The 230-nt window shown below is 67.4% G+C and carries 1 pseudogene; it reads left to right on the top strand.

Annotated features, from left to right (window positions below):
- Positions 1-39: 39 nt before the first annotated feature.
- Positions 40-230: pseudogene (locus AC0IXR_RS25230) on the top strand (UV damage endonuclease UvsE); the annotation flags it as partial.

The raw sequence follows: 230 nt of genomic DNA, 5'->3' as shown, positions 1-230 counted from the left end.
ACCGGCGACACCACAGCCGGGCCTCGCCGGTATCCCCCCATGATGATGGACACGCCCCGCATCGGTTTCTGCTGCAATTTCGGGCTCGACGACGATCCTGCCAGCTTCAAGACGCTGAAGGCCGCCCGCGAGGCGACGCTTCACCTGAACCTGTCGCACACCACCCTGAGTCATCTCGACAAGCTCGCGCCGTCGGCGCGGCGGGCCAAGCTCGAGAGCCTCGCCCGGCA

The sequence above is a fragment of the Methylobacterium sp. AC832 genome, from assembly GCF_979256025.1.
The sequence above is the reverse complement of the archived record's forward strand: the minus strand, read 5'-3'. Positions and strand labels throughout refer to the sequence as shown.